At 60.9% G+C, this 25,901-nt stretch carries 23 protein-coding genes; 13 read left to right on the top strand and 10 right to left on the bottom strand.

Going from position 1 to position 25,901, the window contains the following annotated elements; genetic code table 11:
• Positions 1 to 117 precede the first annotated feature (117 nt).
• Entirely contained in the window at positions 118 to 546 is a 429-nt protein-coding gene (locus C2L64_RS22815) for a hypothetical protein (protein ID WP_009769649.1), read from the top strand.
• Positions 547 to 555: 9 nt separating this feature from the next.
• On the opposite strand, the gene C2L64_RS22820 is transcribed toward C2L64_RS22815, so the two are convergent.
• The gene (locus C2L64_RS22820; RefSeq protein ID WP_009769648.1) at positions 556 to 1,488 is read right to left on the bottom strand and encodes a LysR family transcriptional regulator; all 933 of its coding nucleotides are present in this window, start codon (positions 1,486 to 1,488) and stop codon (positions 556 to 558) included.
• Positions 1,489 to 1,619: 131 nt separating this feature from the next.
• Between C2L64_RS22820 and C2L64_RS22825 the strand changes: the two genes are divergently transcribed.
• Entirely contained in the window at positions 1,620 to 2,477 is an 858-nt protein-coding gene (locus C2L64_RS22825) for an NmrA family NAD(P)-binding protein (protein WP_009769647.1), read from the top strand.
• Positions 2,478 to 3,343: 866 nt separating this feature from the next.
• Here the strand turns inward: C2L64_RS22825 and C2L64_RS22830 are convergent.
• The gene (locus C2L64_RS22830; RefSeq protein ID WP_009769646.1) at positions 3,344 to 5,668 is read right to left on the bottom strand and encodes an FdhF/YdeP family oxidoreductase; all 2,325 of its coding nucleotides are present in this window, start codon (positions 5,666 to 5,668) and stop codon (positions 3,344 to 3,346) included.
• A gap of 193 nt (positions 5,669 to 5,861) precedes the next feature.
• Here C2L64_RS22830 and C2L64_RS22835 point away from each other — a divergent pair, with 193 nt between their 5' ends.
• Positions 5,862 to 7,289 carry an aminotransferase-like domain-containing protein gene (locus C2L64_RS22835; RefSeq protein WP_007744710.1) on the top strand — a complete coding sequence of 476 codons (1,428 nt, stop codon included), beginning with the start codon at positions 5,862 to 5,864 and terminating at the stop codon, positions 7,287 to 7,289.
• Positions 7,290 to 7,318: 29 nt separating this feature from the next.
• Complete coding sequence (locus C2L64_RS22840; protein ID WP_007744708.1) at positions 7,319 to 7,627, top strand: helix-turn-helix domain-containing protein; 309 nt, start codon at positions 7,319 to 7,321, stop codon at positions 7,625 to 7,627.
• A gap of 54 nt (positions 7,628 to 7,681) precedes the next feature.
• Here the strand turns inward: C2L64_RS22840 and C2L64_RS22845 are convergent, their stop codons facing one another.
• Positions 7,682 to 8,836: an FUSC family protein gene (locus tag C2L64_RS22845; protein WP_009769645.1), complete on the bottom strand. Its 1,155-nt coding sequence runs from the start codon at positions 8,834 to 8,836 to the stop codon at positions 7,682 to 7,684.
• A 30-nt stretch (positions 8,837 to 8,866) separates the two neighbouring features.
• The gene (locus C2L64_RS22850; protein ID WP_007731628.1) at positions 8,867 to 9,478 is read right to left on the bottom strand and encodes a LysE family translocator; all 612 of its coding nucleotides are present in this window, start codon (positions 9,476 to 9,478) and stop codon (positions 8,867 to 8,869) included.
• An 81-nt stretch (positions 9,479 to 9,559) separates the two neighbouring features.
• Here C2L64_RS22850 and C2L64_RS22855 point away from each other — a divergent pair, with 81 nt between their 5' ends.
• Positions 9,560 to 10,126, top strand: a complete 567-nt coding sequence (locus tag C2L64_RS22855; RefSeq protein WP_009769644.1) for a GNAT family N-acetyltransferase — start codon at positions 9,560 to 9,562, stop codon at positions 10,124 to 10,126.
• A 72-nt stretch (positions 10,127 to 10,198) separates the two neighbouring features.
• On the opposite strand, the gene C2L64_RS22860 is transcribed toward C2L64_RS22855, so the two are convergent.
• The 3 genes from C2L64_RS22860 to C2L64_RS22870 all read right to left on the bottom strand — a co-directional run bounded on the left by C2L64_RS22860 (position 10,199) and on the right by C2L64_RS22870 (position 12,399).
• Complete coding sequence (locus tag C2L64_RS22860; protein ID WP_009769643.1) at positions 10,199 to 11,260, bottom strand: alkene reductase; 1,062 nt, start codon at positions 11,258 to 11,260, stop codon at positions 10,199 to 10,201.
• A 76-nt stretch (positions 11,261 to 11,336) separates the two neighbouring features.
• Positions 11,337 to 11,666 (bottom strand): ArsR/SmtB family transcription factor, encoded by a 330-nt coding sequence (locus C2L64_RS22865; RefSeq protein ID WP_009769642.1) that lies wholly within the window; start codon positions 11,664 to 11,666, stop codon positions 11,337 to 11,339.
• A gap of 454 nt (positions 11,667 to 12,120) precedes the next feature.
• Positions 12,121 to 12,399 (bottom strand): hypothetical protein, encoded by a 279-nt coding sequence (locus tag C2L64_RS22870; RefSeq protein WP_009769641.1) that lies wholly within the window; start codon positions 12,397 to 12,399, stop codon positions 12,121 to 12,123.
• A 1,808-nt stretch (positions 12,400 to 14,207) separates the two neighbouring features.
• Here C2L64_RS22870 and C2L64_RS22880 point away from each other — a divergent pair.
• A complete protein-coding gene (locus tag C2L64_RS22880) occupies positions 14,208 to 14,936 on the top strand; it encodes a c-type cytochrome (protein ID WP_009769639.1) in 729 nt (242 codons plus the stop codon).
• A 271-nt stretch (positions 14,937 to 15,207) separates the two neighbouring features.
• Here C2L64_RS22880 and C2L64_RS54970 read toward each other — a convergent pair whose 3' ends face one another.
• Together C2L64_RS54970 and C2L64_RS54975 are read right to left on the bottom strand one after the other, a co-directional pair.
• The gene (locus C2L64_RS54970; protein WP_238554815.1) at positions 15,208 to 15,537 is read right to left on the bottom strand and encodes a hypothetical protein; all 330 of its coding nucleotides are present in this window, start codon (positions 15,535 to 15,537) and stop codon (positions 15,208 to 15,210) included.
• A 140-nt stretch (positions 15,538 to 15,677) separates the two neighbouring features.
• Positions 15,678 to 16,139, bottom strand: a complete 462-nt coding sequence (locus tag C2L64_RS54975; protein ID WP_238554814.1) for a hypothetical protein — start codon at positions 16,137 to 16,139, stop codon at positions 15,678 to 15,680.
• Between the two features lie 517 nt (positions 16,140 to 16,656).
• On the opposite strand from C2L64_RS54975, the gene C2L64_RS22890 reads away from it, so the two are divergent.
• The 6 genes from C2L64_RS22890 to C2L64_RS22915 all read left to right on the top strand — a co-directional run bounded on the left by C2L64_RS22890 (position 16,657) and on the right by C2L64_RS22915 (position 24,019).
• Positions 16,657 to 17,790, top strand: coding sequence for a porin (locus C2L64_RS22890; protein ID WP_009769638.1), 1,134 nt, complete (start codon positions 16,657 to 16,659; stop codon positions 17,788 to 17,790).
• A 122-nt stretch (positions 17,791 to 17,912) separates the two neighbouring features.
• A complete protein-coding gene (locus C2L64_RS22895) occupies positions 17,913 to 18,620 on the top strand; it encodes a TetR/AcrR family transcriptional regulator (protein WP_238554813.1) in 708 nt (235 codons plus the stop codon).
• A complete protein-coding gene (locus C2L64_RS22900; RefSeq protein WP_238554812.1) occupies positions 18,544 to 19,542 on the top strand; it encodes an SDR family NAD(P)-dependent oxidoreductase in 999 nt (332 codons plus the stop codon). Before C2L64_RS22895 ends, C2L64_RS22900 begins: the two co-directional genes overlap by 77 nt.
• Before the next feature lie 62 nt (positions 19,543 to 19,604).
• The gene (locus tag C2L64_RS22905; RefSeq protein WP_039901897.1) at positions 19,605 to 20,462 is read left to right on the top strand and encodes an SDR family NAD(P)-dependent oxidoreductase; all 858 of its coding nucleotides are present in this window, start codon (positions 19,605 to 19,607) and stop codon (positions 20,460 to 20,462) included.
• A 4-nt stretch (positions 20,463 to 20,466) separates the two neighbouring features.
• Positions 20,467 to 21,147 carry a Rossmann-fold NAD(P)-binding domain-containing protein gene (locus C2L64_RS22910; protein WP_009769634.1) on the top strand — a complete coding sequence of 227 codons (681 nt, stop codon included), beginning with the start codon at positions 20,467 to 20,469 and terminating at the stop codon, positions 21,145 to 21,147.
• Positions 21,148 to 21,523: 376 nt separating this feature from the next.
• Entirely contained in the window at positions 21,524 to 24,019 is a 2,496-nt protein-coding gene (locus C2L64_RS22915) for a glycogen/starch/alpha-glucan phosphorylase (RefSeq protein ID WP_009769633.1), read from the top strand.
• Positions 24,020 to 24,101: 82 nt separating this feature from the next.
• Here the strand turns inward: C2L64_RS22915 and bfr are convergent, their stop codons facing one another.
• A complete protein-coding gene (gene bfr, locus C2L64_RS22920; protein ID WP_009769632.1) occupies positions 24,102 to 24,578 on the bottom strand; it encodes a bacterioferritin in 477 nt (158 codons plus the stop codon).
• A gap of 275 nt (positions 24,579 to 24,853) precedes the next feature.
• On the opposite strand from bfr, the gene C2L64_RS22925 reads away from it, so the two are divergent.
• The gene (locus tag C2L64_RS22925) at positions 24,854 to 25,873 is read left to right on the top strand and encodes a LacI family DNA-binding transcriptional regulator (protein ID WP_176133821.1); all 1,020 of its coding nucleotides are present in this window, start codon (positions 24,854 to 24,856) and stop codon (positions 25,871 to 25,873) included.
• Positions 25,874 to 25,901 lie beyond the last annotated feature (28 nt).

Raw genomic sequence — 25,901 nt, forward strand, 5'->3', positions numbered from 1 at the left:
CATGGCGGTTGAGGCGCGGTCATGTGGATGGCACGCGGCGATGGCATGATGAATGCAGCGGTGCCTTCCTCTGTAGCCCTGTGTACTTGTCCATCAACAAAATCAAGGAGAAAACCGATGCACGCCGTTCGCCAATGGATCGCTGGAATTGCCCTCGCCGCGACGCTCGCCGCGCTGGTCCCGCTGCCCGCCGCCGCGCAGACCAACCCTGGCACGATGCCGCCGCCGACGCCCGCAGGCGACAGCACGTTTCTGCTGACGATCTTCCTGAAGCACGACCAGTCGAAGCCGCTGCCGAAGATCAACCAGCAACTAGCCGATCAGGGCTTCTACAAGGCGTTTCCGCCGCCAGGCATCGAAGTGGTGTCGTGGTACGTGATGATGGGGATCGGCCAGGTCGTAACGCTGCGCGTGCCGGCCAACCGCCTGCGCGAAGTGAACCGCGCAATCGAGGAGACTGCGTGGGGCGGCTACAGCACCGATTTCTACCCAACCTACGATTACAAGGCGATCGCCGAGCAGGCGCGGGCCAAAAACAGCAAGTGAACGGCCGCGTCAGTACCACGGCTTGTCGTTGAGCGGCGAGCCGGTGATCTTGACGATGAAGTCGAGAAACGCGCGGACCTTCGCGGACGGATGACGCCGCGAAGGGTAGAGCGCGCAGAGCGGAAAGCGCTCGTCGGGCCAGTCGGGAAAAAGATCGACGAGGCGGCCGCTGTCGAACAGCGGCTGCGTGCCGAGCGCCATGATCTGCGCGATCCCGTGACCGGCGAGGCATGCGCCGTGCATTGTCGAGACGTCGTTGACCATGAGGCGGCCGCGTGCGTCGATGATGAGTTTTTTGCGCGGCCGGTGAAATTCCCACACGAATGGGCGTCCTGTTTCCGGGTCGCGGTACTGGATGCAGTTGTGCGGCTCGCGTTCGAGATCGGTCGGCTTGAGGGGGCGACCGTGTTTCTTCAGATAGCCTGGCGACGCGGCCGTCACGATGCGCGTGTCGAGCAGCCTGCGCGCGATGAGTGTTGAAGGACGCGGCTCGCCGAAGCGCACGGCGAGGTCGAAGCCGTCGGCGACCATGTCGCCGAGCTGGTCGCGCGTGATCAGGTCGAGATTGAGTTCCGGATAACGCGCGACGAATTCGCCGATGCGTGGGCTCAGCACGATCTTCGAGAAGAACGGATCGACGTTCACGCGCAACCGTCCACGTACGGCGGTCGCGCCCCCTGCCGCCGATGCCGCCGCTTCTTCGAGGCCGTCCATGAGCGGCACGATCTGTTCGTAGAGACGCAGGCCTTCATCGGTGAGCTTGACGGTGCGCGTGGTGCGGTCGAACAGGCGGATGCCGAGCCGCGCCTCCAGCCGCGCGACCGAGCGGCTCACGCCGGATTGCGACATGTCGAGCCGTTCGCTTGCGCCCGCAAAGCTGCCGCTTTCGACGATCGCCGTCAGCACGCCCATGCCGTTGAGAATCCGTTCGTCGAAGGACATGGTGCGCTCCTTGTTGAGATGAATGACATTGTGTCATGAATCAAATGACACTCATGTCATGGTGTAAAGCACTGCCGGCGACCAGAATCCATCCCGACGCAAGCAATTTCTCATTGAACGGGAGTTTGGGGATGTACGCAATTACGGGTATCACAGGTCAGGTCGGCGGTGTGGTCGCGAGGACGCTGCTCGCGCAGGGCAAGCAGGTGCGCGCGGTGGTGCGCAGCGAGGAAAAGGGCGCGGCCTGGGCTGCGCGAGGCTGTGAAGTGGCGCTCGCGGAGATGCATGATCGGGACGCGTTGCTGCGTGCGTTCGAGGGTGCGGAAGGTGTGTTCGTGCTGTTGCCGCCCGTGTTCGATCCGTCGCCGGATTTTTCGGAGTCGCGGAGGAATATTGCCGCGCTGCGGGCTGCTTTGAGCGAGGCGAAGCCGGGGCGCGTGGTCGTGCTGTCGACGATTGGCGCGCAGGCCACGCAGCCCAATTTGCTGAACCAGCTTGGGATTATGGAGCAGGAGTTAGGCACTCTGCCTTTGCCTGTTGTGTTTCTGCGTGCTGCGTGGTTCTTTGAGAACTTTGTATGGGATGTTGAGCCAGCTCGGGCGAATGGTGTGATTCCTAGCTTTCTTCAACCGCTCGATAAGCCGGTGCCGATGGTGGCAACTGATGATATTGGGCGCGTTGCCGCGGAGTTGTTTCAGGATGCCTGGACGGGGGCGCGGGTTGTTGAGCTTGAAGGGCCGCGCCGCGTGACGCCTGATGAGATTGCTGCTGCGTTTGCTAGTGCGCTTGATCGGTCGGTGCGGATGCAGATCGTGCCGCGGGATGAATGGGAGTCTTTGTTCCTCTCGCAAGGGATGAATAATCCGCTGCCGCGGATGCAGATGATCGATGGGTTTAATGAAGGGTGGATTGAGTTTGAAGCGCCTCCGGCGTCGGTTAAGGGGGATGTTACGGTTGAGATGGTGGTTCGGCAGTTGGTCAAGAGTTAGCGCCTTTGCGGCGCGGGCGGTTTGGTTTGCTTTTGTTTGCGCTGGCATCCGCATTTTGGCTTTGGTGTGCATGCGTAGCCGTTGTGGGCTTGCCGTTGCGCTGGCATCCGCGCTTTGCCTTCGTGCTTCAAGCGTCGCCCCTGTGCGGGGCGGCACCTACTTTTCTTTGCCGCCGCAAAGAAAAGTAGGCAAAAGAAAGCGGCTCACACCGTCAGTTCTAGTTCTTGCCTGAGGGCCCTCAACCGGTCCCACACTTCACACGGCAAAGTCTTTGTTCGCGTTCGTTGCCAACGCTTTGAATACACGCCTCACCCACTTCAAACACCCGCACAAGGGCAAGCGGCAGCGAATGGTTTCTGCCGCCCAGGTGGCAAACGGTGTGTAGGTTGTCGCGACGTACACGTTAGCGCTCATACATGGTGGTGTGCGTGCGCTATCGTTCCGAAGTGAGGCGTGTGTAGCGCTACGGCCTACACACAGTTTGCCACCTGGATGGCGGAGGAATATCCGGCGCGGCACGCTGCAACACGGGTGCGTGAAGCGGGTGAGGCGTTCATTCGAAGCGTTGGCAACGAACATGAGTCACGTGGTTGCCGTGTGAAGCGTGGGACCGTCTGGGGGCCCTCAGGCAATAACTAGAACTGGCGGTGTTAGCCGCTTTCTTTTGCCTACTTTTCTTTGCGGCGGCAAAGAAAAGTAGGTGCCGCCCCGCACAGGGGCGACGCTTGAAGGGCAAACACCGTAACGCGGATGCCAGCGCAAACACAAGCAAAACCAAAACCGCACGCGCCACGAAGCCAAACCGCGGATGCCAGCGCAAACACAGGCAAACCACACCAGCGTCGCAGACACCAACAAACCCCGCGTTAAGCAGCCCGCGCCACAGGCGCAGAAGACGCCCTCAACAACACCGGAATCGACTTCGAAGTCGGCGTATTACACACATCAGCAACGCTATTCAACGGCACAAGCGGATTCGTCTCCGGATAATAAGCCCCGAGACACCCACGCGGAATGTCATACTCGACAAGCAAAAACCGCTCAGCACGCCGCTCGATCCCATCATCCCAGATGGTTTCCATATCGACCCAATCGCCAGCCTTGAACCCAAGCATCGCGATATCAGCAGCATTCACAAACACCACGCGCCGCTGGTTATAAACCCCGCGATAGCGATCATCCATCGCATAGATGGTCGTGTTGTACTGATCGTGCGACCGAGTCGTCATCAAGGTCATCGCACGTTCACCGTGCAGCCTCCGGGCCCGCTGGATCGGCGTATCGCGCTGAATCTGATGCACAACGAAGTTCGCCTTCCCCGTCTCCGTCTTCCAGTCGCGCTCGCGCGACGCAACCCGCAGATGGAACCCGCCCGGCTGCTCGATCCGCTTGTTGTACTCGTAAAAACCATCGATCGACCACTCAATCGCATCGCGAATCTTCGCGTAATCATTCGCGTAAGCAAGCCAGTCCACCTTCGCGCTGCCAAGCGTCGCCTCCGCAATCTGCGCAACGATACGCGTCTCCGACACGAGGTTGCCCGACGCAGGCGTGTTCATCCCGTACGACACGTGAACCATGCTCATCGAGTCTTCGACAGTCACACCTTGCGCAACGCCATTCTGCAAGTCGATTTCAGTGCGCCCGAGCGTCGGCAGAATCAGCGCTGCCTTGCCATGCACGAGATGGCTGCGGTTGAGCTTGGTCGTGATATGCACCGTCAGGTCGCAGGCGCGCAGCGCTTCCCACGTGCGCGGCGTGTCCGGCGTCGCGATCGAGAAATTGCCGCCCAGGCCAATGAACACTTTCACGTGGCCTTCAAGCATCGCCTCGATCGTTTCGACCACGTCGTAGCCGTGACCGCGCGGCGGCTCGAAATCGAACACCTTGCCGAGCCGGTCGAGAAACGCGTCAGTGGGCTTTTCCTCGATGCCGATTGTGCGGTTGCCCTGCACGTTCGAGTGGCCGCGCACCGGGCACAGGCCGGCGCCCAGACGGCCGATATTGCCGCGCATCATCATCAGGTTCGACAGCATGTGAACCGTCGGCACGGAATGCTTGTGCTGCGTGATGCCCATGCCCCACGTCGAGATCACGCGCTTGCCGTTCACGTAGATGCGTGCGAGGTTCTCGATATCTTCGCGCGGCACGCCCGATTCTTCGACCAGCGCTTCCCAGCTTTGTCCGCGCAGATCGCCAGCGAAGGCTTCGAAGTTGGCCGTGTGTTCTTCGATGAACGCGACGTCGAGCACACGCTCGGCGTTCTGTTCGACAGCGAGGTCGTCGAGTTCCAGCACACGCTTGGCTACGCCCTTGATCAGCGCGAAGTCGCCGCCGATCTTCGGCTGGATGAACGTCGACGCAATCTGCACACCCGACGACAGCATGTCCGTCACGTGCTGCGGGCTCGCGAATCGTTCGAGGCCGCGCTCGCGCAACGGGTTGATCGACACAATGGTCGCCCCGCGTTTCGCGGCGTCACGCAGTTCGTTGAGCATGCGCGGGTGGTTCGTCGCCGGGTTCTGGCCGAAGATCAGCAGCGTGTCGGCGTGCTCGAAGTCTTCGAGCAACACCGTGCCCTTGCCGATGCCGACCGTGGTCGGCAGGCCGCGGCTCGTCGCCTCGTGGCACATGTTCGAGCAGTCGGGGAAGTTGTTCGTGCCGTACATGCGCACGAACAGTTGGTACAGGAACGCGGCTTCGTTGCTCGCCCGGCCCGACGTGTAGAACGCGGCGCGATGCGGACTGTCGAGCCCTTTCAGATGCTTCGCGATCAGTTGATACGCGGCGTCCCACGAAATGGGTTGGTACTTGTCCGTCAGCGGATCGAACACCATCGGATCAGTCAGGCGGCCATGCTGTTCGAGCGTGTAGTCGTCCTGCTTCATCAACTCGTCGATGGTGTGCTGCGCGAAGAACGCGGGCGTCACACGCTTGCTCGTCGCTTCCGCCGCAACGGCCTTCACGCCGTTTTCGCAGAACTCGAAGGTCGACGCGTGCTGGCGGTCCGGCCATGCGCAGCCCGGGCAGTCGAAGCCGTCCGCCTGGTTCTGCTTGAAAAGCGTCTTGTACTTGCCCCCGGCGACCTTCTCCTTGACGAGATTGATCGCGACGTACTTCAATGCGCCCCATCCGGCGGCAGGCCCGATGTACGGTTCGATGCGGCCCGGTTTGGTGCTGGTCTTGTCCATGTGTTCTTGTGTCCGGTGTGGCTTGATGTTGAGGCTAGGGTAGTGGGGAATACGCGTACCCGGCGTGTACACAATGTGTGATAGAAAAAGAGTACAGTTGCGACTGTTATCGACCGAAAGGCTCAATTTCGGTGAACTGTGCTCAAAATTTGGGCGCGGCGCCCGTCCGCTGTGCCTACGGCAGAGGCATCTCTTGAAGCTTTACGAAGAACTGGCGAAGGAAATCGAAGGGCAGATCCGGCGCGGCGTGTTCCGGCCGGGCGAGCGCGTGCCCTCCGTAAGGCAGACCAGCCAGCACCGGCAGATCTCGATCACGACGGTGCTGCGCGCGTACCTGATGCTGGAGAGCAAGGGCGTGATCCAGAGCCGCCCGCAGTCCGGCTACTTCGTGCGGCTCGGCGCGAACGACGCGCCGCCGCCCGTGCAGGAACTGGATGTATCGAAGCCAATCGCCGTGTCCGCGCAGGTCGACGTGAGCCGGCTCGTGCTGTCGACGCTGCGCTCCATCGGCAGCGACGAGGCCGTGCCGCTCGGCTCGCCGTATCCCGATCCCAGTCTGTATCCGTTCCAGAAGATCAACCGATACGCCCACGTGATCGGCCGGCGCAAGACGCAATGGGGCGTCACCGACGAGCTGCCGCCAGGCAATCCCGATCTGATCCGGCAGATCGCCCGGCGCTATCTGGAGAATGGCATCGCGATCGATCCGAACGAGATCGTCGTGACGGTCGGCGCGACGGAGGCGATCAATCTGTGTCTGCAGGCGGTCGCGAAACCCGGCGACACGGTCGCCGTCGAATCGCCGACCTTCTACGCGATGCTGCACGCCATCGAGCGCATGGGCATGCGCGCGATCGAAGTGGCGACGCATCCACGCGAAGGCATCGACCTCGGCGCGCTCGCGCACATACTGGATAAACGCAAAATCGCCGCGTGCATGGTGATGCCGAACTTCCAGAATCCGCTCGGCTTCCAGATGCCCGACGACAAGAAGCGCGAACTCGTCAAGTTGCTGACGCGGCACGACGTACCCGTCATCGAGAACGACGTCTATCACGAGCTGTACTTCGGCGACGTGCATCCCGGCGCGCTGAAGAACTATGACAAGAAAGGGCTGGTGCTGCATTGCGCGTCGTTTTCGAAGACGCTCACGTCCGCGTACCGGATCGGCTGGGCGATGCCGGGCCGCTACCGCGAGCAGGTCGAGAAGCTCAAGTTTCTCAACACGCTGACCACGCCGTCGATTCCGCAGCTCGCGATTGCCGAATATCTGAAGCAGGATGGCTATGAGCATCATCTGCGCAAGCTGCGCAAGGGCCTCGCGCAGCGCGCGAAGCTGATGACGACGATGGTCACGCGCTTCTTTCCCGAAGGCACGCGCGTGTCGCATCCGATGGGCGGCTACGTGCTGTGGGTCGAGCTGCCGCGCAGTGTCGATTCGATGCAGCTCTACAAGCTCGCGCTGGAGCACGGCATTACGGTTGGCCCCGGCTATATGTTCTCGACCACGAACGGGTATAGCCATTGCATCCGCTTGAATTACAGTTATGCATGGTCGCCGGAAATCGAGAGCGCGCTGATGACGGTCGGCAAACTGGCGGCCGCGAGCATGCGCGAATGAGCTGACGTTTCGTCGAGAGGAGAACCGACTTGAATCCGAATGATGCGGCACACGACAAGCATTGCGAAGACGATGACGACGATAACGAACTCGATCCCACCGTCGAGCAGTTGCTGATGCTGCTATGGGAAGCGTCGCGCGAATCGCCCGGCAAGCCGTGGTCGCTCGCGAAGATCAGCAAGCGTGCCGATCTCCCCATGAGCACGTTGCGGCGCTATTTCACGCAGTTGCAGTCGGCGGGCGTGATCGCCGTGCAGATGGACGAGGAAGGGCGCGGATCGGCGTCGCTGACGGGCGAAGGGCTGGAGCTGTGCGAGGCGCTGTTCGGCGAGCCTTGAGTCGCGTCGAAGCTTACCGATGCGCATCGAAGCGCATCGAAGCCCGCGTGGCGCTTACGGCGTGGCTTCTTCCGAAGCCGGCAAGAACGACAGGCGCGACGCGAGCAGCATCACGCACGTGAGAATCGCAATGCCCGTCAGGATGCCCGCGAGCCGCAGCATCGCGGCGTGCGGATCGGCGGACCACGCGTGGTCCTGCACGAAAACCATGATGAAGGCGATCGTGAACTGCCGGCCGATATAGCTCGCGCCCTGTTTGCCCGTCTGCACGTGGCAGCCTGCCCATATGCCCGCCGCCAGCGCGAGCAGGGACGGCACGATCTGGCCTTGCATCAGCGGCAATAGCGCGATCCCAACCGCGCCCGCGATCAGGCAGCCCACCATGCGTTGCACCATCTTGTCGGCGACGGGCTTCTGCGAGCGCACGACGACGGAAGTGGGCGGCAGGATCATCACCGCGATCGTCGTCACGAGCGCCTGCGCGAAGCCGGGCAGATCGAGCGTGACGGTGAGCGCCGCGAGGATCGCAACGGCGATGCCCGCCTGCACGCCCAGCACCATGCGCGCGTGGCGCAGGGTCTCGAAGGTGGGCGGCGGGGCGTTCGCGGTAGCGGCAGCCGCCGCGACGACTTTCGATGCGGGCCGGCGCCGCTCATACCAGCTGATGCAGATGTGAAACGCGCCCGACACGAGGAGGCACGCAAACGTGCCGACGCACACCTCGGCGACGCGCATCATCGCGAACGACGCCGTCGGGCCGAACGCGATCAGCTTGTGCGCCTCGAACGTGACCAGCACCCACGTGATGCCGCCCAGCACCCATGCATACGACGCCGACGAGCCGTTTCCGCGATAGACGCAGATGGCGCCGATCACGCCCAGCACGGGCACGAACAGCCACGGACGATCGCCGATGATCGGGCCCAGCAGCGTGCCGAGCAGGCCGCCGAGAATGGTGCCGAGCACGCGATGCAGCGCGCGTTGTGCGGAAGCCGAGAAGCGCGTCTGCATCACGGCGAAACCGCTGATGGCGGCCCACCAGGTATAGGGCAGGTGCAGCAGATGCGCGAGCGCCACCGACAGGACGACCGAGATCACCGCTTCGACGCCGAACAGCGCACGCTCGGGCGTCGGCTTCCAGGCGGCCAGTTCGCGGCCGAGCGCGGACAGCGCGTCACGGCCGATCTGCGTGAACATGCGGGCGCGCATGCGAACCTCGTCGAGATGGTGTGTGTGAGTTCAGCGCGTGGCGATGGCGGCCGCGGCGCCCGCCATCATCGTCGCGCTGGTGCGGTTCGCGATCTTCACCGCGCGGCGGCTGGTCAGCAGCGCGCGCGCCTTGACGGCGGCGAGCGCCCAGATGAAATCGACGGACATCAGCACGGCGAGCATCGTCAGCGTCAGTTCGAGCCACGCGAGCGTGCCGACACGCGACAGGTCGACGATGGTCGGCAGCAGCGCCAGATAGAAAACCATGATCTTGGGATTGCCGAGCGTGACCATCAGCCCCGCGACGAACATGCGCCACGGCGACTGGCCGCTCGGCAGCGTGCTTTCGTGGACGTCGGTGGGCGCGAACCACATCTTCCATGCGAGGAACAGCAGATACGCGACGCCCGCGAACTTCAGCGCGATGAACACCAGCGCGAAGCTATGCGCGACGACTGCAAGGCCGGCGACCGCGCAGGTGAGCCACAGCGCTTCGCCGATCCACATTGCGGCGAGAAACGGCAGCACGTCGCGGAAGCCGTTGGTGAGCACGCGGGCGACGAGCGCCGCGATGCTCGGGCCGGGCGAGCCCGCGGCAACGATCAGCGCGAGCGCGAAGACGAGAAGACCGGAAAGTGCCATCGAACGACTCCTTTGCGAAAGGGTCTGTGGCTGGATTATATCGGCGTGGCGGGTTGAGTTGCGCGGGCAAGCAGTGTCAATATGTCCGCTGAGCCTCTGCCAACCAACCCGATGCAACCACCCGTCGTTCACTATCGGCCTGCTGTGCCCGAAGATGTCCCGTCGATTCGCGTCGTCGAATGCGAGGCGGCGCAGCGTTTCGTCAGCGTCGGGCTGACGGGCATCGCGACCGCGCGCCCGATGGATGCGCCGTTCGTGCTGAAGAAGGTGGGGGCGTCGGAAGTGATCGTCGCGCAATGCGACGGCGAATGCGTCGGCTTCGTGATGTTCGCGATGCTGCGTGCGCGCATCTACGTCGAAGCGCTCGACGTCGTGCCCCAGCATGCGGGGCGGCGAATCGGCGCGGCCTTGCTCGATCAGGTTGACGTAAGGGCGCGAGAGACGGGCGCGACGTATGTCGAGCTGTCGACGTTCCGGCATGTGCCGTGGAATGCGCCGTACTATCAGCGGCTCGGCTTTAGCGTGCTGGACGACGATGAACTCGATGCCGCGCTGCTGCGCATCCGCAACTTGCGGATCGCGCGTGGCGTCGATGAAACGAAGCGCGTGTTCATGCGGCGCGCGGTGAAGCCCGCTGGGCATGAATGAAAAAACGCGGCGGGAATCGCTCCCGCCGCGTTCGTTGCATTACTGGCTGTTAGTTTCCAGCCCGTCGCGAGATCAGTTGACGGTTTCCAGCGCCGGATAGTCGGTGTAGCCCGCTTCGCCTTGCGCATAGAACGTTGCGGGAACCGGCTCGTTCAGCGGCGCATCCAGCTCGAAGCGGCGCACGAGGTCCGGATTCGCGATATACAGCTTGCCCCACGCGACAGCGTCCGCTTCGCCCGAGTCCAGCAGCTTTTGCGCGCTTTCCTTCGTGAACTTTTCGTTGGCGATATACACGCCGCCGAATTCCTTCTTCAGCAGCGGGCCGACGCGATCGTCGCCGAGCGCTTCGCGTGCCGCGATGAACGCGATCTTGCGCTTGCCGAGCTCACGCGCGACATAGCCGAACGTCGTGGCGGGATCGGTATCGCCCATCGTGTGCGAATCGCCGCGCGGCGCGAGGTGCATGCCCACGCGATCCGCGCCCCACACGTCGATACACGCGTCCGTCACTTCGAGCAGCAGGCGCGCGCGGTTTTCGATCGAGCCGCCGTATGCGTCGGTGCGCTTGTTGGTGCTGTCCTGCAGGAACTGGTCGAGCAGATAGCCGTTCGCGCCGTGCACCTGAACACCGTCGAAGCCCGCCTTCTTCGCGTTTTCCGCGCCCTTGCGATACGCGGCGACGATGCCCGGAATCTCCGAGATGTCGAGCGCGCGCGGCGTCACGTACGGACGCTGCGGACGCACGAGGCTCACGTGGCCTTCCGGCGCGAGCGCGCTCGGCGCGACAGGCAGTTCGCCGTTCAGGAACACAGGGTCCGACACACGGCCGACGTGCCACAGTTGCAGGAAAATCTTGCCACCTTCCTTGTGGACGGCGTCCGTCACGAGCTTCCAGCCTGCCACCTGTTCATCCGACCAGATGCCCGGCGTGTCGGCGTAGCCGAGGCCTTGCGGCGTCACGGACGTGGCTTCGGAGATGATCAGGCCGGCGCTTGCGCGTTCGGCGTAGTACTTCGCCATCAACGCGTTGGGCACGCGCACGTCGCCAGCGCGTTGACGCGTGAGCGGCGCCATCACGATACGGTTTTTCAGCGTGAGATCGCCAATCTGGAGCGGGTCGAAAAGTGTCGGCATGTTGTGTCAATCCTTGCAGGCGCATGGCCCGATGTGTCGAGACTGCATTCGGGGAAAGCGAAGACGCCGGCGTAAATCAGAGATCCGTGTTCATGCGTGCGAGGAACGCCTCGATGACGGCCTCGTTGCGCTTGAAGAACACCCATTGACCCACGCGTTTCGACGTGATCAGCCCCGCGCGCTGTAACGCGGCGAGGTGCGCGGACACCGTGGACTGCGACAGACCGCAGCAGTCGTCGAACTGTCCGGCGCAGACCCCGTGCTCGTACGAAAGCTCCTGCTCCGGGAAATACTTTCCCGGCTCGCGCAGCTTCGCAAGAATCACGCGACGCGCCGGGTTGGCCAGCGCCTTGTGGATCGCGTCGATGTCGATATCGGTGGTCTTCGGGTTGGGCTTCGTGCTCATGAAACAGCGGACAGACTCTCTGGCCGGAATGTCGGCGTCTGAATCGCTATGGACCGAATCTTATATCGGAATTTCACGATATGCGTGGATGGCCTTACTGGTAATGGGGGTGATAGTGTCGTCCCCGGTCCGAGCCGGTGGGGCAGAGGTACCTGGCGACGGCTGGGGGATTGACGCAAATCTGGGTGCTGTTTCGAATGGCGATCTTCGCTTTTCTGCTGATCGCCTGAGCGCTGCCTAAATGATGCGTTCGCATCCCTTGTCAAGCTTGGGATGTGATCGTTGACGTGATAAAGAGTGAGGTCAATCTGGTTTGGCCAGCGCCGGCGTTTGCATCATTAATTAGTTAGGTTTGCATATTAACTGGTACGTCAATTTAACTTTATAGCGCGGTTTTGGATCGGATCTTTGTGGCAAACCGGGGACGCTGGGTCCCCGGTCTTCAACCTGCGCGCTAGTGGCGAGCTGCCGCCGCCATCGAGTTGAGATGCGCGAGTTGTCCGTCGACCTCCGCATGCACGGTTTGCTGATAAACCTGTGCGGGAGTTCTGGCAGGCGTCGGCCCGCTATATGGCGGGACCCATCGGCCGGCCGGCAGACCGGCGGAATGGCTGCTCGGCAATTGGAGCGAGTTGTTGGCGGGCTGCGCGATGGAAGCGACGCCGCGGGTCGATTGCGCAAACGCCGTCGACGCTGTTACAACCAGAACGATCGCGATAAATGTACGTTTCATTTTGATCCCCAGGCAGTTAGGGAACGATCCCAGTGACTGGGAGGTGGAGATAACATAAGACCGCGGGTACGCCTTTTCGTTCAGGCCAGTCATCTCAGGGCGCTCGCTGTGAGCATCGATCAGCGAACGACGGACTCTCGAGGAGGAAAGACGGAGGCGTCTGCCGAAGTCGCTGCCCTTTCGCCCTTCCAGAAAACTACTGATCCATTGGCGCTTTTGGCCACGGTGGACTTAGTCCGCCGGGCTCGCACCGTTGACGGATCCGCGTGTCGCGGTGGATGACGTATTACGCTCCCTTTCCCGCGAGAGCAACTCCTGCTTCAACATGAGTGCCTCGCTATTGTCGTGCTGCAAGGAAAGCGCCCAAAAAATGCCCGAGCGCGCCATACGCAGGTCGTTTTTGTCGAGACCGCTGTGTGCTCGCGCAAGTGCGAGCGCCATCAGCCTGTGATTCTTGTCGCTATCTCGCCCGCTGTTCGAAACCGAACTCTGCGAGGACACGGATTGTGACGGCTGCGGCGTCGCGGTCGACGGTTGAGCCGGTTCGGGCACGGCAACCGACGCGACCGGCGCAGGCGTTGTTTCTGCTGTCATTGTCGAGTTTTGCGCCAACGCTGGATTTTGCGCCGAGCCTCGCGTGATTGCCGGCGCATCAACCCCCGGGGTCCGCCTCGCCTGGCTCGTGCCATTTGCCGTTACGCTACCTTGCGCAGTGTTCGATGCCGCTATCGGTTCTCCATCGGCGGAGCCACTAAGACGGTGAACCAATACCACTGCGCCGCAGAGCACGACTAATGCCACCAGAGTTAGCGCTGTCCCCGTTTTCATACGCGAACCACGGAAGCCGCCTTGAGATCGCGAAGGTGAACGCGCGCCGCCATGCGGGGCGGCGACGGCCGGTCGGACGAACGATGTCAGCCGGGACCGCCAGATCTGGCCCCCGGGCGCAACATTCGCACGCGCACCTGTAGCGCTTGCCGTTTTGGATGCCGTTGCGGCATTGTGCTTCTTCGTCGAGGTGCGTTCGCTGAACGCGAGCCTCGCGGGCGCCCCGCATTGTGGACAAAAATTAACAGGCTCGGATAACCTACCGCCGCACTGCGCGCACGTGGTCAAAGAATTCGGGCGACGAGCGGTTTGAGCGTCCATCGGCAAATGTTCCCCCTATAAATGCAACTGCTCCATGATGCGAACCGATACCGCGATCGCAATAAGATAAGACGAATCGAAAACGGAGCGGGGCAGATTGCCAATATCGGTCAGCGGCGCACCAGCGTCAACCCGCTATTCCGAATTACGCAAGCACGCATCGGTCATAAGGTAGCCCTTCGACGCAAATCAGAACGATCCGTTAGTGGGGTCGATGCGTTTTTCTACCGGAATTGCAAATGTTCATCGGCGGCATTCGTCTCCCCGATCACTACGTCGTCGACTCAATTCCTTGGACCCATTCGTCTCACGCAAAGAGAAGACTTCGACAAAATAGATAATGGGGTGCGCGTTGCGAGCTGACATACGTTTAGGAATCGATAGTAAATATCATTGATGTAGGCAGCGGCAAAAAATAACAGGGCGTAAGAAAGCCTGATTACTCAAGATTACAAACTGCGCGACGGTTTCGCTTAAGAAAGCGCACACGACTCAAGCACATGTCGCATGACATATAACGAGTACATTGCCTTCAGATTACAAATTGGACATCTCGCACAAATCCAACGTGATAGTCACCCGGTTTGAGGTACGCTCCTCGACTCATGTTGGCTCCCAATCAAGGGGCGACTCCATGGCTTTCAGCGGAGAAAGGACCGATGTTGAAAAGGGCAAGGTTGTTCAATGCGAGCGTCCCGGACAGGAGCGCGTGGCGCACAAAAAAAGTCTCGTTTTGCGCGCGCATCCTGTTAGGCGGTGCACAACTGGGTATTTTCCTGTCGTTAGGCACATTCGCGAGTGTGGGCTTCGCGCAAGACAATGCCATTGCTGCGGTTGGAACCACATCGACGCAGATTCCTTCGATCACGACTTGCGTCGCGTGTCACGGTGCGTTGGGTGCCGGCGAAGCGTCCGGCGCGCCGCGACTCGCGGGAAAGGATCCGCAGTACCTTGCCCACGCTTTGTCGATGTTCAAGGCAGGCACGCGCATCAGTGTGCCGATGCAGGCGGTGGCGCAGAACCTCTCGGACAGCGATATGCATGCGCTTGCCGTGTTCTTTTCCGGGCAGCACCCGCCGATCGTGAAGGCTTCCCCGCCGCCTTCGCAAACGCTCGTGATGGCGGGCCGGCAACTGGCGGAGACGGGCGCGGGCGCTAGTGTTCCGGCGTGTTTCAGTTGTCACGCCGCAGGCGGCAAAGGCAATGGCGCGCGATTCCCGTCGATTGCGGGCGAGCCGTCCGCGTTCACGATTGCACGATTGCACGAATTTCAGGCGCGCGCGAAGTCCGCGCCGCCGAAGTCGGGCACGATGACGGCCGTTGCTGCTGCGCTTGACGAACAGCAGATCGAACAGGTCGCCGCCTATCTGTCCGTGACAGGGCCGTGACAGCCAGGCAGCGCGCGTGTTCCGTTACGACGTATTGATCTCGCTCATCCATCGATCTTTACCGCGACAAGCCCATCGATCCAATTACATAGAACAAGAGTGGCCCCTCTCTTCGCGTAACGCATGGTTCTATTTTCGAGGCTTGCGGGCGAGCCCGGCCGAAAGTACGACCGGTAGAGCGTAGCGCCGTCGATCGCCGCTTATCGAGGATCAATGGGGGCTAGCGTGACAAGACTGCCGGATACGTCCCGGGCAGTCTTTGGGATCCGACTCAAATCTCGGCGTAGTCGATACCGGTCAGAACACCTAGATGTGCGACGGTGGTGAAATGCGAGGTGTGCTTCGTATCGATGTTCAGCTCGCGCACGTTGCCGCCCAGATCGGTCACAAAGGCACGGCGCCCACGTGAGTCCAGAGACACGCCAATCCCCTCTTTCAGATCGTGGGCGAGTACCTGGCGATCAACCAGCCCGGACGCCGTGATTCTTGCGCGATTCAAAGTATTTCCGTCATGCGTATCGTCGCCACGATCCGTCCAGTAAAGCATGCTATCGCGGTGATCGATATCGAGGTCGATCGGTTCGGGCAGATCGGCCAGCAAACATTCGACGTCCGGGCGTCGATCGGGCGTCGCGGAAGGCGGCAACTCGATCCCCGCCCTGAAGATGCGGCCTTCGCCGCCATCCGGCGGTCCCTTTTGCGTCCAGTAGACGTGCCCGTTTGCTTTATCCAATACGATGCCTACGCAATGGCGAGTCGCGTCGCCCGTATCTTCGGGGAAATTCCCGGTGCGGACGAGTTCCTCACCTCGCTGCCATCCAACCGCGCGCGCATGACTCGCATGCCTTCGCGATCGCACCAGTACAGGTGGCCGCCTTCCTTGTCCAGCACGAGTTCCTTGGGCGTCCCGGCTTTACCGGAAGGCACCAGCACACGATGCTCGCTTCCGTCGAGCTTCGCGCATTCGATCGTGCCGTCGTTCGGAGGAACTGCGCCGGAAGCCGGATCGTCATCGACCAGATGGATGCCCGTTCCCATGTTGGTCCAGTAGACCACCTGGCTTTCAGCATCGACCTTGATGCCGTCGGGTGTGCGCGTAAGGTTCGCGATAATCACCTCGTGTGAACCGTCCGGTGATAGAGCGATGATCGCCGGTGGACGTGCCTGCAGGATATACAGCGTACCGCCATTCTTCGTAGCCACAGTCAATACCCTCCATGAGGTCGCTATAAGCATCGTCGTATTGGCGGAGTCGATCCCTGAACCCGCCGCTGCTGAACCGTTCCAGACAGACTACCTTAAATTGCGCGAGGGCTCCCGGGTAGGGCGCGACTGTTGTCTCAAGCAGCTGTCCCTTGAGTTGAATGCGTTCGTGTCGACGCCACTAAAGCTGGGTTGGCCGACGTGACGCGGCCAGTCGCTGCAATGTTGCACAGAGTGAGCAGTGTTTCGATGACTTCCGATAGTCGTTTATGAAATCTTTGCGGGAAGACTGCAATTCTTTCGATAAACCGCAATGTCGATACCCATAGAATCGTGACGCTGCGGATGCGCGGGTGCAAAGCGGATCACATTCGACGGATGACTAGCCATTACGGTGCCGGCGGATCCTTCGGTAATTCTTGTCAACTGAGCGCGCGTTATCCGGAGCTTCTGGATGGACGGGGATCATGCACACGTCATGATCTCTTTTTGTGACACGGCCTGGAGTGCAAAGCAAGTGAAGAAGAAGATTATCGGTGCAGCTGTTCTTTCCGTCTTTGCGGCGGGGGTTCACGCGCAAAGCAGCGTCACCCTTTATGGATTGATCGATACAGGTATCGTCTATACGAATAACCAGGGTGGCAGCAGCGTGGTGCAGGAACAAAGCAGCATGCTGTCGAATGAAGTGTGGGGTCTGCGGGGAAGTGAGGATCTCGGCGGCGGTCTGCGTACGATCTTCCGTCTTGAGAACGGCTTCAATATACAAAACGGCAAGACCACATACGCGGGTACGATGTTCGGCCGTCAGGCTTTCGTCGGTCTGCAAAACGATCTGTATGGAACGCTAACGTTCGGCCGCCAGTATGATTCCGTGGTCGATGACCTTGGCCCCATTGCATTGGCGAACAACGGCGATGGAAACAATCTGGCCGCACATCCGTTCGACAACGACAACGTGGATGACTCGTTCTATATCAACAACTCGGTCAAGTACGTGAGTCCGACGTATCGGGGACTGCAGGCCGAGGCACTATACGGCTTCAGTAACGCGGCCGGTGGCTTTTCGAACAATCGCGCCTATAGCTTCGGTGTGACGTACAGCGTTGGCCCTATCAATCTGGCGGCTGCTTACCTTCAACTTAATAATGGTTCGCTTTCGGGAACGGGAGCGGTGTCGAACAACGACTTCGTCAATTTCCCCGCTTCACGCCAGCGTGTGATGGGGGTTGGCGGCAACTATACGATCGGGCCGGCGTCTGTCGGCTTGCTGTGGACGCATACCCTGTTCGACAACACGCAGCCGGGCGCGAACTCTGTGATCGCTCAGTCGTTTGACTCGCTTCATTTCGACAACTATGAAGTCAATGTGCACTATGCCGTGACGCCGTCAATTTCGCTCGCAGGTGCCTATACGTTCACCCAAGGTGCCTTTGACGGAAGCACCGGTTCGGGTGACCCGAAGTGGCATCAAGTGACGCTGATGGCCGACTATGCCTTCAGCAAACGCACCGATGTCTATGTCGAAGGCGTCTATCAACACGCGTACGGTGCGACAGGTTCCGCGTTCGAAGGTGCGTTCATCAACGGCCTGGCTCAGGCTACGACGGGCAATCAGGTGGCGGCGACGGTAGGCTTGCGTACGCGCTTCTAACGCGTTTGCCAATCTGGTCATGTGCCTGGGCGCCCGCAGATCGCGCGGGCGCTGCCTGCTTGGGCAGTTCGACGAAATGCCGGGATGGCTTGCTCGTATTCCGAAACGAGATAGCTGGCCAGATGCTGCGTGAAGGATTATTCAGGATCGCGCCGCGCAGTCGTATCGATCTTCGACTTCGAAAGAAGGGCCACTTTCGATTGCGTGTCTTGAAAAAGACGGTTATAGTTGAGCAAGTAATCAGTCATTTAAGGCAGTTCATGGCCCGTCCCTTGAGTCCCGAAAAACGTAGCGCCCTGTTGGAATCCGCGACGCAAGCCGTCGCTGAACTGGGCGTGCAGGCCTCCACGGCGAGCATCGCGCGTGGCGCCGGCGTGGCGGAGGGCACGTTGTTCACGTACTTCGAGAGCAAGGAGGCATTGTTCCAGGAACTGTATCTGCACCTCAAGCGCGGCCTGGCCGACGCTGTGATGCCTGACTATCCCACGGGAGCCGACTACATGCAGCGCATGCAGCACGTTTTCGAGCGTTACGTGAACTGGGGACTGGCCAATCCGTCTGCTCGGTTCGCGGTTGCCCGGCTTGCGGGTTCAGGGCAGGTATCGGACGACACACGATCAGAGGGCATGCAGCCGTTTCTGGCCGTCGCCCAGATGATGCAGGATGGCGTGCGCGACGGCGTGTTGGTCGATGCGCCGATCAGCTTTCTCTCGTCGTTGATCGAGCACATTGCCGACACGACGATCGAGCATATTGAAAGACATCCCAAGGACGCCGCGCTTCAAAGGAAGCTCGGCTTTCGCGTCCTGTGGCGCGCAATCACGATGTAATTTTTTTACTCAATTAATGAGTGATTGGGCGCTCATTAATATGCACTCACTTAGTTTGCGAAAGGAGAACGGCATCATGTCCAGTCAGAAGTGGTTCATCACGGGAGCCTCCGGCGGTCTCGGGCTCGCCCTCACGGAAAAAGTGCTGGCGCAAGGGCATCGTGTGGTCGCAGCGGTGCGTCGCATCGAGGGAATGCGAGCACTGACGCAGGCCTATCCGGATTTGCTCGAAGTGGAGTCGGTGGACGTGACTGATCGCGAGCAGGTTCAGGCGGCAGCAGCACGTCATCCCGATGTCGACGTTGTGGTCAACAACGCGGGCGGCGCGGTTATCGGCGCGATGGAGGAAATGAGTGACGCCGATATCCAGCAGCAGATCGCCCTGAACCTGCTGGCGCCTATCCACGTCACGCGCGCGTTTCTCGGCGCATTGCGGGCGAAACAGCGCGGCACGTTCATCCATGTCAGCAGCGTCGGCGGACGAGCCGCGTTCGCCGGAGGCTCGATGTATCACGCCGCGAAGTTCGGTCTGGAGGGCTTCGCCGAAGCAGTCAGCCAGGAAGTCGCCGAGTTCGGCATCAAGACCATCATTATCGAACCGGGCTCCATCAAGACGGGCTTCGTGGCGAATATCCGCTGGACGCCGCAGCTCGACCACTACAAGGACAGCACGGTTGCCAGGCTGCGTCGATGGATCGAGGAAAACGGTGAAGCAGATGCTTCGGGCGACCCGGTGAGAATGGCCGAAGCGATCTATACGATCAGCCAGATGGCGGAGCCGCCGCTGCGCACCGTTCTCGGCGGCGATGCCTTTGCTGTGCTGGAAGCGGGCTATACCCGGAGTCTGGCCGCGCTGCAGGCGCAAAAGGATCTCGCCGCCTCTGTGATGTTCGAAGGTAAGTCTGGCTTCATGCCCGAGTGACGAGCTTCCGCCTCTCCAATGCCAATGGGCAATCCCGGCGTATATCAAAGGATTAAACGATCATGTCCAAAGTCTGGTTGATTAGCGGTGCGTCCCGAGGTTTGGGCCGCATGATTCTCGAGGCCGCGCTGGAGGAAGGCGCGAACGTGCTGGCAACTGCGCGCGACAGCGCGCGGCTCGCCGATTTGCAGTCGCGCTACGGCGAGCGCCTCGCGACGTTCGAACTGGACGTCACGAACGAGTTGCAGGCAAAGGAGGCCGTATCCGAAGCGGTGCGCCGGTTCGACCGGCTGGACGTGCTGGTCAACAATGCCGGTTACGGCCACATTCAGCCCTTTGAACACACGGCAGCCGACGATTTCCGCGCGCAAATCGAGACCAATCTCTTTGGCGTGGTCAACCTCACGCGTGCGGCCATCCCGGTGATGCGTGCGCAGGGCGGCGGCGACATCTTTCAGGTATCGTCGGCGGGCGGGCGTATCAGCAGCCCGGGGCTCTCGGCTTATCAGGCGGCCAAATGGGCTGTAGGCGGATTCAGCGATGTCGTTGGCAAGGAAGTCGCGCCCTTCGGGATCCGCGTCTGCACGCTCGAACCGGGTGGCATGCGCACCGAATGGGGACATGAGGCCCGCACGACACTGCAGCAACTTCCTGAAGGCTACCAGGCATCGATGGGTGATTTCAAAGCGTTGATCGATGCTTACGTCGGTCATGAAGTGGGCGACCCCGAGCGGGTTGCAAAGCTGATCGTCGCGCTCACGTCGCATGCAACGCTACCGGCGCGGCTGCTGCTCGGCTCGGACGCCTGGCAGGTCGTCGAAGCCGAGGAGCAGACGCGCCGCGAGACGACGCTGCGCTGGAAGCCAGTCACCCTCGCTGCCGATTTCGGCGCGGTATCGCCTGAGTTGCCCCCGGAGTAAGACGATGCGTATTGTTCTGATCGGCGCAACCGGCATGGTGGGCGAAGGCGTGTTGCGAGCGTGCCTGAAAGCACGCGACGTCACCGAAGTCATCGTGATCAGCCGGCGTGCGCTACAGGGTTACGAGGATCCGCGACTCAAGGTCGTCATCACGCCACATCTGGAGCGCCTTCAGGCCGAGGGCGACGTTTTCGCCAAGGTCGATGCATGCTTTTTCTGCGTGGGTGTTTCGTCATTCCGTATGTCCGAGGCGGCATATCACGCGGTGACCTACGACCTCACGCTTCATGTCGCGCAAGAACTGCTTCGCGTGAGCCCTGCGATGACGATGGTGTACGTATCCGGCGCTGGCGCCGACAGCAGCGAGCAGGGCAAGACCATGTGGGCCCGCATCCGCGGAAAAACCGAGAATGCGTTGCAGCGGCTCCCATTTCGGCACGTCGTGATTTTTCGGCCCGCCGCCATCATTCCCGAGGACGGCATCCAGTCGCGCACCGCCGTGTATCGGTGGATGTATGTCGTGCTCAAGCCGTTTCTGATTCTGGCCCGCCGCATTTCGCCGGAGCATGTGTTGACGACGTCGGTTGTCGGCGACGCCATGCTCAATGCCGTGCGTCGCGGCGCACCACGGTCCATCCTGAATCCGCCAGACATTTATCGATTGGCCATCATCTCGCAGGCTTGATCCGATTGTGGACACGGACGAGCCGCGCGCATCACATCGTGGACGCGGTGGTGCTCCGCAGCGCGGCACCCACTTTCTCGCTGGTAGATACGATGACGAGTTGAGTACGGAGCGGGTCCTTCTTCAGCGAAAGCCATGTCACAAGGGCAGCACATGGATGTGTTCGCCATGATCCGGATTCAACGCCGCAGCGTCGACGTGCTGCCTGAATCGCGCCTAATCATCTGAACGAACCGCGATAAATCGGGCATTGCCTTGAAATACGCATGGTGTAACGTATGCTGCCTTCGTGCACGCCTATCTCCTCGGGTAGCGCTGCGAATGTGAGACTGCCCTCGGGTTTGAAGCGGTCGCGCAAAAACAGGAGGGCAAGACCATGGCTGCCGACATGTCCGCCAGCGCCAGTTGCGGCGACTCCGCGCGTAGCGCGCTGGATCCCGACGCATTGCGGCGCGGCGTGCTCGACAATCTCATCTGCCTGCAGGCTCGCCCGCTGGCCATTGCTACGCCGCACGACTGGTATATGGCGCTTGCCTACAGCGTGCGCGACCGCATGCTGGCGCGCTGGGCCGCCACGATCCAGACCTATGCTGCTCGCGAGCTGAGGGTTGCGTGTTACCTCTCTGCGGAGTTCCTGATCGGACCGCAACTCGGCAACAATCTCGTGAACCTGGGCATCGAGGCGGAAGCGCGTGCTGCCATGCAGTCGCTCGGCCAGGATCTCGACGGGCTCATCGCCCTCGAGGAAGAGCCGGGACTTGGCAATGGCGGACTTGGAAGGCTCGCCGCCTGCTATCTGGACTCGCTGGCCACGCTCCAGATACCGTCGGTCGGATACGGCATACGCTATGAGTTCGGTATCTTCGACCAGGTGATCCGCGATGGCCGGCAGGTAGAGGCCACCGACAAGTGGCTGCAGAAGGGCAACCCATGGGAGATCGTGCGCCCCAACGTGAACTACTACGTGCGCTTCGGCGGACACACGCAGGTCGAGAATGATGCGCAAGGCCGCTACTGCGTCCGCTGGATACCGGCGCACATGGTCAAGGGTGTGGCTTGCGATACACCGATGCTCGGATTCAGGGTCAACACCTGCAACACGCTGCGCCTATGGAAGAGCGAAGCTGTCGAGTCCTTCGATCTGGAGGACTTCAACGCCGGCGATTACTACCAGGCCGTGCAGGAAAAGGTGATTTCCGAAACGCTGTCCAAGGTGCTCTATCCCAACGATGAGCCCGAAGCCGGCAAGCGGCTGCGCCTCGCGCAGCAGTACTTCTTCGTTTCCTGCTCGTTGCAGGACATGCTGCGCCTGCTCGATATCAAGGGCGAACCCATCGCGCGCTTTTCCGACATGTTCACGGTACAGCTGAACGATACGCATCCTTCAATCGCCGTGGCAGAACTGATGCGCCTGCTCGTCGACGAGCGGCAGGTCCCTTGGGACGAAGCCTGGAATATAACCCGCGGCACGCTGGCCTATACCAATCACACACTGCTGCCCGAAGCGCTCGAAACCTGGGGGCTGCCGCTTTTTCGCAGCCTGCTGCCGCGCCTGCTCGAAATCATCTATGAGATCAACCGGCGCTTTCTCGACGAGGTCCGGCAACGTTATCCCGGCGACGATGCACGCGTGGCGCGGATGTCGATGATCGACGAGGCCGGCGAGAAGAAGGTGCGCATGGCGCATCTGGCGACTGTCGGCTGCCATGCCGTGAACGGTGTGGCAGAGCTTCATTCTGCGCTGCTCAAACAAACGGTAATGCGCGATTTCGCACAACTGTGGCCTGAGCGTTTCAAAAACGTCACCAATGGCGTCACACCACGTCGCTTCATGCTGCTCAGCAATCCTGGGCTTGCGCGGTTACTGGACAAGACAGTGGGCGAGGGATGGGCGACCGACCTCACACGGCTTCGCGCCCTCGAATCGCATGCCGACGACCCGGGCTTTCTCGACGAATGGCGCCGCGTCAAGTATTCGAACAAGGCGATCCTCGCGCAGCACATTCGAAGCACGACAGGCGTCGAGGTGGACCCTGCCGCGTTGTTCGACATTCAGGTCAAGCGCATTCACGAGTACAAGCGACAGCACCTGAACGCGCTGTACATCGTCACGCTGTATCAGCGTCTGCGCCGCGACCCGCAACTCGCTGTCGCGCCGCGCTGCTTCGTATTCGGCGGGAAAGCGGCGCCGGGGTACGCGATGGCCAAACTCATCATTCGCCTGATCAACGGCGTGGCGGAAGTCGTGAACAACGACCCGTCGATAGCCGGACGGCTCAAAGTGGTGTTCTACCCGAACTTCAATGTGAAGAACGCACAGTTCATCTATCCCGCAGCGGACTTGTCCGAGCAGATATCGACTGCGGGCAAGGAGGCATCGGGTACGGGCAACATGAAATTCATGATGAACGGCGCACTGACCATCGGAACGCTCGACGGCGCGAACGTCGAGATCCGGGAGGAGGTCGGCGAGGAGAACTTTTTCCTGTTCGGCATGACCGACTCTCAGGTGGAGGAACTCCGGCGCGACGGTTACCGTCCGGCAGACTTCGCGGCTGGCAATGGCGAATTGCGCGACGCACTGGATCTGATTGTCAGTGGGCATTTCTCGCGCGGCGACCGGGATATGTTCCGACCGCTTGTCGACAATCTGCTGCACGCCGACCCGTTTTTTGTGCTGGCCGACTACGCGGATTATGTGGCTTGCCAGGAGCGTGTGAACAGCGCATGGCACGACATGCGGCGCTGGACCCGTATGTCCATCCTCAACACCGCACGTTCGGGTAAGTTCTCCTCCGATCGAGCGATCGGCGAGTACTGTCACGAGATCTGGAAGATCCGCCCGGTGAGTGTCGCCCTTGAGCGGCTCTGAGAAACGCGATGTTCCTGTGCTTCTCGCGCAACCAACTCGCGGCCGCCTCGCCGCGTTATGCAAGATAGCGCGGACTCGCGACTCAACCAGGTGAACCCATCGATGACTGCTGGTAGTTCTGGATTCCGACCTTGTCGATCAAGCCGATCTGTATCTCCAGCCAGTCGATATGATCTTCAGTGTCATCGAGGATATCCGAAAAGATCATTCTCGACGCGTAGTCTTTGACTGATTCACAGTATGTGATCGCCTCTTTGCAATGGGCCTGGGCGGACTGTTCGAGTTTGAGATCGCATTGAAGGACCTCGAGCGTATCCTCGCCGACGAGAAGCTTGGCTAGATCCTGCAGATTGGGCAAGCCGTCGAGCATGAAGATCCGCTCGATCAGCTTGTCGGCATGCTTCATTTCCTCGATCGACTCGTCATATTCGTGTTTCCCGAGTCCTTCCAGGCCCCAATGCTTGTAGAGGCGTGCATGTAGAAAGTACTGATTGATGGCCGTCAGTTCGTACTTCAGTTCGGCGTTCAGATATTCAATGACTTTTGGATCGGCTTGCATGACAGCTCCCGTCATTCCGCAGAGTTTCATACAGGATAGACGGCTGGCGTGAGCACGGCGATAACGAGACAGGGAGCGCAAATGATTCTCTTTTGCGGACCATTTCTTATCGTCTGCGCAATAGCTGATTCCCTCGCCACGCACTCGCGAATTATCTTGCGCGGCAACGTCATCAAGAATGACGCATTTATCCCAACGAAAAACCTTGCATTCTTCGCTGGAAAAACTATTTTCAAATAACAAAACGATTCTTGGCTCGGCAACGGAGGAGACCCATGCCGGCTACTCGTATGATGATTGCGCGTCGCGCCGGCGTGAGCGTCGCCACGGTCGATCGTGTGCTGCGCGACGACCAGGGCGTGCGCCCGGAGACAGCCGAACGCGTTCATCTCGCGCTTGCGACATTGCGCGACGAGCGTGCAAGTCGTGGTCGTCCGGCAAAAGCCACGTCATTTCGGGTCGCATTCGTTCTGCCACAAATCAATTCCCGCTTTCTCGATCAGGCCGAGCGTGATATCGCGCTGTCGGCGAGCTTCTTTCGCGAGCATCGCATCGTCCCGTCGTTTTATCGATGCGACCTGTCGAACCAGCGAGACGCCGCATCCTTCGCCCAGCAGCTGACCGACTACGACGCGCTTGTGCTCGTGCCGCTCGATTACCCGTGGGTCGTGCGGATGATCCAGGACATGACCGACGCGAACATGCCTGTCGTCACGGTGTTCTCCGATCTGCCGTCGAGTGGACGCGCGGCTTATGTCGGCGTCGATAACCGCATCGCCGGACGCACGGCCGGGCTGCTGATGGGCCGCTTCGTCGGATCTCGCATTGGCACGGTCGCGGTGCTGTCCGCCTCGTCACGGTTGCACGATCAACTGGAGCGCCGCACGGGTTTCTCACAGGTTCTCGAAGAAGATTTTCGCAACCTGCGCTGGGTCACCGAGCCCGATTTCGCCGAAGACGACGACAGCGCCGGTCTCGCTGTTCAAGGCCTGATTGCAGGGCACCCGGATCTGGTCGGCGTGTATGTGACGGGCGGCGGCATTTCCGGCATTGCGTCTGCGTTGCAGGAGTCGGGCGACAAGGCGCGCGTCATTCTGATCGGCCACGAATGTACGGCCGAGACGCGCGCGCAATTGTCCGAGCGCGCCATCGACGTGATCCTCGATCAGGATGTGCGCGGCATCGTCCATTGGGCGGGCCTCGCAGCCATCAATTTTCTGAACGATGTGCGGGGCGTGCTCAACATCCCGACGCCCGAAACCCGGATTTATCTTCGTGAGAATGCGCATGCCTGACGCTCGCGACACGCGGACAGCTTTCTGA

The sequence above is a fragment of the Paraburkholderia hospita genome (genome assembly GCF_002902965.1).
Classification (GTDB): Bacteria; Pseudomonadota; Gammaproteobacteria; order Burkholderiales; family Burkholderiaceae; genus Paraburkholderia; species Paraburkholderia hospita.

Excerpts from the sequence above, each read along its gene's own strand:
- C2L64_RS22815 (WP_009769649.1), top strand. The coding sequence starts at position 118 with ATGCACGCCGTTCGCCAATGGATCGCTGGAATTGCCCTCGCCGCGACG.
- C2L64_RS22820 (WP_009769648.1), bottom strand. The coding sequence starts at position 1,488 with ATGTCCTTCGACGAACGGATTCTCAACGGCATGGGCGTGCTGACGGCG.
- C2L64_RS22825 (WP_009769647.1), top strand. The coding sequence starts at position 1,620 with ATGTACGCAATTACGGGTATCACAGGTCAGGTCGGCGGTGTGGTCGCG.
- C2L64_RS22830 (WP_009769646.1), bottom strand. The coding sequence starts at position 5,668 with ATGGACAAGACCAGCACCAAACCGGGCCGCATCGAACCGTACATCGGG.
- C2L64_RS22845 (WP_009769645.1), bottom strand. The coding sequence starts at position 8,836 with ATGCGCGCCCGCATGTTCACGCAGATCGGCCGTGACGCGCTGTCCGCG.
- C2L64_RS22850 (WP_007731628.1), bottom strand. The coding sequence starts at position 9,478 with ATGGCACTTTCCGGTCTTCTCGTCTTCGCGCTCGCGCTGATCGTTGCC.
- C2L64_RS22855 (WP_009769644.1), top strand. The coding sequence starts at position 9,560 with ATGTCCGCTGAGCCTCTGCCAACCAACCCGATGCAACCACCCGTCGTT.
- C2L64_RS22860 (WP_009769643.1), bottom strand. The coding sequence starts at position 11,260 with ATGCCGACACTTTTCGACCCGCTCCAGATTGGCGATCTCACGCTGAAA.
- C2L64_RS22865 (WP_009769642.1), bottom strand. The coding sequence starts at position 11,666 with ATGAGCACGAAGCCCAACCCGAAGACCACCGATATCGACATCGACGCG.
- C2L64_RS22870 (WP_009769641.1), bottom strand. The coding sequence starts at position 12,399 with ATGAAACGTACATTTATCGCGATCGTTCTGGTTGTAACAGCGTCGACG.
- C2L64_RS22880 (WP_009769639.1), top strand. The coding sequence starts at position 14,208 with ATGTTGAAAAGGGCAAGGTTGTTCAATGCGAGCGTCCCGGACAGGAGC.
- C2L64_RS22895 (WP_238554813.1), top strand. The coding sequence starts at position 17,913 with ATGCTGCGTGAAGGATTATTCAGGATCGCGCCGCGCAGTCGTATCGAT.
- C2L64_RS22905 (WP_039901897.1), top strand. The coding sequence starts at position 19,605 with ATGTCCAAAGTCTGGTTGATTAGCGGTGCGTCCCGAGGTTTGGGCCGC.
- C2L64_RS22910 (WP_009769634.1), top strand. The coding sequence starts at position 20,467 with ATGCGTATTGTTCTGATCGGCGCAACCGGCATGGTGGGCGAAGGCGTG.
- C2L64_RS22915 (WP_009769633.1), top strand. The coding sequence starts at position 21,524 with ATGGCTGCCGACATGTCCGCCAGCGCCAGTTGCGGCGACTCCGCGCGT.
- bfr (WP_009769632.1), bottom strand. The coding sequence starts at position 24,578 with ATGCAAGCCGATCCAAAAGTCATTGAATATCTGAACGCCGAACTGAAG.
- C2L64_RS22925 (WP_176133821.1), top strand. The coding sequence starts at position 24,854 with ATGCCGGCTACTCGTATGATGATTGCGCGTCGCGCCGGCGTGAGCGTC.